Raw genomic sequence first — 6,755 nt, 5'->3', positions numbered from 1 at the left:
TGCTATTGAGTGTGTTTCTTGATTATAGTTGTTCAAATTCAACTTGCAATTTACCGGAAAAAGAATACAAAGCATAAAGGATTTTATCGGGAGTCATTTCTAAAGAGCGGATCATAATGGGACGGCGCGAAACTGGAAAGCAGGGAGGTTACAGGGAAATAAACGAAATGTTTCGGTATCTTGGGTATGGAAAGACTCTTTTCCCCTGCCCCTGATTCGTGCAATAAGGAGGCGAAGAAAATGGATACTAGCTGCAAAACAAGGGATGAGGCCGCAGAAAATAGCAATCAGATAGCAGCGGTCCTATGAGCTGGAAACACCTTGGATGATACTTTGAACAATCTTCAGGGGCATTTTGCTAAACCGAAGACCTATGACCGCAAATGCGATGAGAATACCGCCGTCTTTGGCGGAATTGCAGCGGCCCCTGCCCCTCTGGCTGCCGGTGTATTTATGGAAAATAAGACCGATGAAGCGATGGATGAAGCCCGTCGCTTCCGAGCCGAATCACGGGAATTTGAAGGAATATGCAGCCATAGTACCCATCTTGAAACCATTGAGACGCGGGCTCAACAGACCCGGGATAACATGGGCAAAAAGCCTTTGTTGAACCGAGCGAGAAAGAAATGAACCTTGTCATTTGCCGAGAGGGAATGGATTGGCGGGATCATGGTGATGAGGGAAAAAGCCTGTCGGGAAGTCGGCCCCTCTTGTCAAGACGCTGAAGCTCCTTATTGATAGGCCCCTTCTCCACGAAAATGGGACGGTGACGGAAGCGTTAGGAAATGTCATCGCCCAGATTGAAGGACCCCATGCCTGCTGTAAGTTCGGCCTTTGCTGTGCGCGTGTAGGCACACTCCCTGAATGATCCGTCCTGGATTTCGGTGATGGCGTGTGCCTCTATTATGATGAAAAGTCTCATCTGTGCCTTATTTATGAAAGGAGGCTTCTTTTTGCTGGATCAATGCCTAATAGGATGTCCTGATGAGTGCGGAACGTCTCCGCAAGGAACGGTATAGACTCAATGAAAAAGTCTGTCTCCGGCTGCAAAAACAAAGCCATGGCGAAAGCGGCCTCAGGCCTCTGCCCTATGACAAAAAGAACCAACCAGAAGAAATGATCTTCCTGGCCGGTTCTTTTTTACGTTATTTTGCAGGAACGATGGTTCCCTTGAATTTTTCTTCAATGAATTTCTTTACCGCGTTGGAATGGAAGAGGTCCGCAATCTTTTTATAGGTCGGGTTATCCTTATCTTTTTCGCGGGCGGCAAGGACCATGACAGCAAGGGGCTCATCATCCTTTTCCCAGAAAAGGCCTTGTTTCTTGACATCCATGCCGCTGCTCATGACATAGTTCATGGTAATGACTGCAAGGTCCACATCATCGAGACTCCGAGGCAGCTGGGCCGCTTCCAGTTCCTTGAATTTGAGGTGCTTTGGGTTTTCTGCCACATCGGCTGCTGTTGCTTTGAAACCGACGCCTTCTTTTAGCTTGATGAGACCCGCTTTTTCAAGAAGGACGAGACCGCGCCCGCCGTTTGTTGGATCATTGGGGATGGCAACGACACTGCCGTCAGGAACGGCCTTGATATCATGGATCTTGTTAGAATAGATGCCCATGCGCATGAGAATGGTATTTCCAATGGGAACAAGCTGAACGTTGTTTTGCTTGGCAAAATTTGCCAGAAATGGTGCGTGCTGGTAACTGTTGAGGTCCAAATCACCTTCTGCCAAGGCTTTGTCAGGCGTAATGTAATCGGAGAATTCGACGACTTCCACATTAAGCCCCTGTTTTTTTGCTTCGTCAGCGACAGCGTGGACAACATCAGCATGAGGGCCAGCAGTCGCGCCAATCTTGATGACCTTGTTCTGCGGTGTGTTGGCTTCTTTCTTTTCACTGCTGCCGCAGCCGCTTACAAGGGCGAGTCCAAGAAGGCTGGCAGCAAGGAGGGTAAGAACGTGTTTTTGCATAGAAAAGACTTCCTTTATGATTTAACTAGATGTTTCACGTGAAACATTACTTTTAGGGTAAGGGGAACTCAATCGGCATCGGGCCAGACTTCACGAGCAATGCTACGGATGAGGCCGAGTTTCTTCCACTCATCTTTTTCCGTGAGGAGATTGCCTTCTTCCGTAGAAGCAAAGCCGCATTGCGGGCTAAGAGCCAGCTGATCTAAGGGAACAAGGGTGCTTGCTTCCTTGATCCGTCTTTTGATGGCCTCCGGATCTTCGAGGGCGGCCGATTTAGAAGTAACTAGGCCAAGAACAACCTTTTGGTCCTTGATATGATGGAGCGGATTGAAGTCTCCTGCCCTGTCCGTATCATATTCGAGAAAGAACCCATCGACAGGACAGTGCGCAAAGAGGGTTTGGGCAATGGGTCCGTAACCGCCGGAAGAAAACCAGGTGGAACGGAAATTGCCGCGGCAGATATGCATGGTTATGACCATGTCCTTGGGCTTGACGGAAAGGATCTTATTGAGGACCTTGACATACTCTTTGGCAATACGGTCCAGATCAAAGCCGCGCTTGGCATAGGCTTCGCGTTTATCTTCGTCACAGAATTCGCCCCAGGACGTATCGTCCAGCTGGAGATACCGGCACCCGGCATCGTAGAAGGCAAGGACCGCTTTTTGATAGGCGGCGGCAATGTCTTCAAAGAGTACGGCTTCATCGCGGTAACGTTCAATTGGTGTGTAGGACTCTGCCCGCACACAGGCGATGAGGTGAAGCATGGACGGAGAAGGGATGGTCATCTTGGCAAGGGCCTCCCCTGCTGCTTTTTTAAGGAAACGGAAATGATCCAGGAAGGGATGGTCCGTAAAATCAATTTTCCCTGTAATGGCGATGGTGGCAGCTTTAGGCTGCGCGCCCTTGAACGCAACAGACCAATGGTCGGCATGGATTTCCGTAACCCCATCAAGAGCGGCCAAAAAATCCAAATGCCAGTAGCGGCGACGGAATTCACCGTCCGTGACGGCTTTGAGTCCGCAGGCCTTCTCTTTTTTTACAAGGTCAAGGATGGCCTCATCTTCGGCTTTTGTGAGTGCTTCTTGGGAAAGGGTGCCTTCTTCAAAGGCCTTTCTTGCTGCTTTGAGGGCGGCAGGTCTCAGGAAGCTTCCAACAATATCGTAACGAAATGGTGCAGTGGTGGTCATGGTATCGTCCCCTTTTACTCTAACATTCTGATTCATAGTGTTGATGTAGGGTATTGTATCCTATCAAAGAAACTTTGTATAATCCCAAAAAAGCATAAATGGATATAACTTCAACGCATAGCAAGAAAAAACATATCCTGATTTACTATAAGAAAAAATGAATAATAAATCAGAAGGGCGGGGAACATTCGTCATATTAAATGTAGATAACAGTCACACATCTGTCCTTGAATTGCGGAACCTGCTAAAAATAGAAAGAGGCAAAGCGAAAGATTGTAACGTGATGAAAGCTTATACATGGATTCTATAATAGATTGATCCATGACTGGATTGTGGGCGTGAAAACGAGGATGTACACTTGAGCGGGATTTCAGGGCATAAATGGGAACGGGAGTCAAGGGAATATACCTTGCGTAAACTCTTTCCTTTTTAGTATCCCTGGGGATCTGTCTTGGGCAATCATACAATGGCAGCGCATGATTTTTTTCAAACAGCAACCCTGCGAGACGGCTGCGAAAGATAGATTCCCTATGAGGGGGTAAAATGGGATAAGCCTATTTTGTTTTCTTCCGTCCTCGTACCTCCCTTTTGGGGGACGGAAATGGAAAACCGCGATGACTGAAGGGGGCTATCCTATTAAAGCAGGGGATTGGGTCAATGTTTCACGTGAAACATTGACGTAATTTCTCAAAATTGCTTAAAGAAGGAAACGTAGATGCCAAAATAAATGGATTTGAGATCGTGTTTTTGAATGTTTCACGTGAAACATTCAAAAAATGGACAAGATGAACAGGGAATTTTCCCCTTGATGATGTAATTTGTGATAGAATAGGACGTGAACCTATGAAGAAGGAGAGAAAAAGTGCCATGACGCAGATCATTGCCATCGCCAACCAAAAGGGAGGCGTCGGTAAGACGACAACAAGTATCAACCTTGCAGCCTGTCTTGCGAACACGAGAACGAGGGTCCTCCTTGTGGATCTTGATTCCCAAGGAAATGCAACAAGCGGCCTTGGAATTGATAAAAACAGCCTTGAAAAGGATATGTATGATGTCCTCATCCATGGAACCCATATGGATAAAGTCGTTGTAGAAACAAAGTGGAGAAATCTCAGCGTGGCTCCGGCGACCATGAATCTTGCCGGTGCAGAAATTGAGCTGATTGAAAAGAAAAATCGGGCCTTGAGCCTAAAAAAACAGTTGGACAAGGTCAAGGAAAGCTATGACTTTGTTTTAATTGATTGTCCACCTTCCTTAAGCCTCCTGACTATCAACGCCCTTACGGCGGCAGACTCGGTGCTGATTCCCATCCAGTGCGAATTTTATGCTTTGGAGGGGGTCAGTCAGCTCATCCAGACAGTCGACCGTATCCGGGAAACAAGTAATCCCAACTTATTTGTGGAAGGAATCGTCATGACTATGGCGGATACGAGAACCAATCTTTCCAATGATGTTGTGGCAGCCGTTCATCAGCACTTCCCGGACCTTCTTTATAAGACGATGATCCCGCGCAGCGTGCGTCTTGGGGAAGCGCCTAGCTACGGGGAACCGATCATTGCTTATGACCCGAAATGCAAGGCTTCTGATGCGTATCGGGCTCTATCCAGGGAGGTGAAGCGACGTGCCAAGTAAAAGAGGATTAGGAAAAAATGGCCTTGATGTTATGTTTGAGCCGGTTAAGAAAGTGGTCAAGGAACGGCAAGCGGGTGAAAATGTAGGGGAACTGGCTGTTAGAAACCTGGTACCCAATCCCTACCAGCCGCGTCACACCTTTGATGAAAAGGCTTTGGAAGAACTTACTCAATCGGTTCAGGAAAGCGGTATCATCCAACCCCTTATTGTCCGCAAAAAGGGAAGATCCTATGAAATCGTTGCCGGAGAACGCCGGTGGCGGGCGGCCAAGGCCGCAGGGCTCGTAAAGGTCCCTGTTGTAATCCGGGATTATGATGACGCTACCATGATGGAAGTGGCTCTCGTTGAAAACATGCAGCGCAGCGACCTTGACCCCATGGAAGAGGCGCGAGGTATCAAGAATATGATGGACGCCCTTAAGGTTACTCAGGAAGAAGCCGCCAAACGCCTTGGCATGAGCCGAGCTGCCCTGGCAAACAGTCTACGTCTTTTAAAGCTTCCGGAGGGAGCTGCTCGGCTTGTGGCAGATAAAAAACTGACTGCAGGCCAAGTGCGGCCTCTCCTTAGCCTGACAGATTCCCAGCAAATTGATAAGATCGCCCTCCGAGCAGCAGAAGAAGGTTGGTCTGCCCGTATGATGGAAGAATATGTTACGGGTGAAAAGGAAGGCCTTTCTGAAAAGGAACAGGCTGAAAAATTGGAAGCCCAAGAGACCGCTAAGAATGGAAAAAAGGCAAAGGATAAAGCAAAACGGGCTGTCAAGGATAGTCAGAGCATCTATGTGAAGGCTATTCAAGAAGACCTGACCCAATATTTTGGAACAAAAGTGAAGGTCCAGCCTGATAAGAAGGAGCATGGAGGCCGTATCGTCATCGAATACTATAATGAAGGCGATCTGGAGCGGGTCATGGAACTTCTAAAAAAAGAGGAACCTGCTTTACAAAAAGAAGGTAAGCCTTTTACGGTATAGGTGAAGCGTCATGATTGGAACAGGTACGGTAGTCAATGCTGCGGCCATTGTTGCAGGCGGGGCCCTAGGTCTTTGGGCGGGACGAGGCATCAAAGCCCGGTACCAGGAGACTGTAATCGATGGACTGAGTCTCTGCGTTATGGTTCTGGGACTCAAGATGGCCCTTGCTGGCCAGCATACTCTCCTTGTCATCTCCGGTCTTGTCCTGGGAATCCTTATTGGGGAAGCTTTGGATATTGAGGGAAAACTGGAACATGTGGGCCTTTATCTGGGAACCCGTCTTTCCCCAAAAGGGGAGACGGGAGCCTTTGCAGAAGGTTTTTTGACGACAAGCCTTATTTATTGTGTTGGCGCCATGGCCATTGTTGGGTCCATTCAAGATGGTCTGAATGGGGATGCGTCAACGCTCTATACAAAAGCGATGATTGACGGTCTGAGTGCCATCATGTATGGTGCCAATATGGGTGCGGGTGTTATGGCATCTGCCCTGTCAGTCTTTATTTATCAAGGGACCTTGACGTTTCTTTCCAGTTTCATTGGGCCCTTTGTTACCGATGCCGTGGCCCAAGAGATTTCGGCGGCAGGGGGAGTCCTTATTTTTGGAATCGGACTGAATATGTCAAAGATGATAACGATGCGGGTAGGCAATATGGTCCCCGGTCTATTTATTGTTGCCGTTATGACTTATTTTTTAGGCTAGGAATGAAGACTTGTCAATTTCTTCTCTTAGGAGTATAATGAACGGGTACGTCGGGGTTATAGCTCAGTTGGTTAGAGCGCATCGCTCACATCGATGAGGTCTACGGTTCGAACCCGCATAACCCCACCAATTGAATCTTTAGAGGGCTCGCGGAAGCGGCCCTCTTTTTATCAGGAAATGAGGCCAGGTGGATCAACCACTGGGCCTCATTTCCTTTCGTATGACTGTAAAGGGAAAGAAGTGGTTCTTTGTCAAATTTTGGGGTGCTAAAGTATCTATGCACTCCTGGAGAGGAC

7 protein-coding genes and 1 tRNA gene are annotated in these 6,755 nt (G+C 48.0%); 5 read left to right on the top strand and 3 right to left on the bottom strand.

The features are described from left to right. Nucleotides 1-333: 333 nt before the first annotated feature. Complete coding sequence (locus QZQ08_RS09405) at nt 334-630, top strand: hypothetical protein (protein WP_296331304.1); 297 nt, start codon at nt 334-336, stop codon at nt 628-630. Nucleotides 631-778: 148 nt separating this feature from the next. Here the strand turns inward: QZQ08_RS09405 and QZQ08_RS09400 are convergent, their stop codons facing one another. From QZQ08_RS09400 to QZQ08_RS09390, 3 genes are all read right to left on the bottom strand, one after another. Continuing rightward, nucleotides 779-922 (bottom strand): hypothetical protein, encoded by a 144-nt coding sequence (locus QZQ08_RS09400; RefSeq protein ID WP_296331301.1) that lies wholly within the window; start codon nt 920-922, stop codon nt 779-781. A gap of 223 nt (nt 923-1,145) precedes the next feature. Then, a complete protein-coding gene (locus QZQ08_RS09395) occupies nt 1,146-1,970 on the bottom strand; it encodes a MetQ/NlpA family ABC transporter substrate-binding protein (RefSeq protein WP_296331296.1) in 825 nt (274 codons plus the stop codon). Nucleotides 1,971-2,038: 68 nt separating this feature from the next. After that, on the bottom strand, nt 2,039-3,157 hold the full coding sequence (locus QZQ08_RS09390; RefSeq protein WP_296331293.1) for a 5-methyltetrahydropteroyltriglutamate--homocysteine S-methyltransferase: 1,119 nt from the start codon (nt 3,155-3,157) through the stop codon (nt 2,039-2,041). Nucleotides 3,158-4,024: 867 nt separating this feature from the next. Here QZQ08_RS09390 and QZQ08_RS09385 point away from each other — a divergent pair. From QZQ08_RS09385 to QZQ08_RS09370, 4 genes are all read left to right on the top strand, one after another. After that, nucleotides 4,025-4,789, top strand: a complete 765-nt coding sequence (locus QZQ08_RS09385) for a ParA family protein (RefSeq protein ID WP_296331306.1) — start codon at nt 4,025-4,027, stop codon at nt 4,787-4,789. Continuing rightward, complete coding sequence (locus QZQ08_RS09380) at nt 4,779-5,759, top strand: ParB/RepB/Spo0J family partition protein (RefSeq protein WP_296331290.1); 981 nt, start codon at nt 4,779-4,781, stop codon at nt 5,757-5,759. The genes QZQ08_RS09385 and QZQ08_RS09380 overlap by 11 nt, the downstream gene beginning before the upstream one ends. Nucleotides 5,760-5,769: 10 nt before the next feature. Further along, on the top strand, nt 5,770-6,459 hold the full coding sequence (locus QZQ08_RS09375) for a DUF554 domain-containing protein (protein ID WP_296331287.1): 690 nt from the start codon (nt 5,770-5,772) through the stop codon (nt 6,457-6,459). 52 nt (nt 6,460-6,511) lie between these two features. Next, nucleotides 6,512-6,588, top strand: a tRNA-Val gene (locus QZQ08_RS09370). Nucleotides 6,589-6,755: the final 167 nt, after the last annotated feature.

Source organism: uncultured Acidaminococcus sp. (assembly GCA_900538365.1).
In the GTDB taxonomy this organism is placed as follows: domain Bacteria; phylum Bacillota; class Negativicutes; order Acidaminococcales; family Acidaminococcaceae; genus Acidaminococcus.
Note: the sequence above shows the minus strand (reverse complement) of the source record. Positions and strands in the feature narration are given on the sequence as shown.

Excerpts from the sequence above, each read along its gene's own strand:
- QZQ08_RS09400 (WP_296331301.1), bottom strand. The coding sequence starts at position 922 with ATGAGACTTTTCATCATAATAGAGGCACACGCCATCACCGAAATCCAG.
- QZQ08_RS09395 (WP_296331296.1), bottom strand. The coding sequence starts at position 1,970 with ATGCAAAAACACGTTCTTACCCTCCTTGCTGCCAGCCTTCTTGGACTC.
- QZQ08_RS09390 (WP_296331293.1), bottom strand. The coding sequence starts at position 3,157 with ATGACCACCACTGCACCATTTCGTTACGATATTGTTGGAAGCTTCCTG.
- QZQ08_RS09385 (WP_296331306.1), top strand. The coding sequence starts at position 4,025 with ATGACGCAGATCATTGCCATCGCCAACCAAAAGGGAGGCGTCGGTAAG.
- QZQ08_RS09375 (WP_296331287.1), top strand. The coding sequence starts at position 5,770 with ATGATTGGAACAGGTACGGTAGTCAATGCTGCGGCCATTGTTGCAGGC.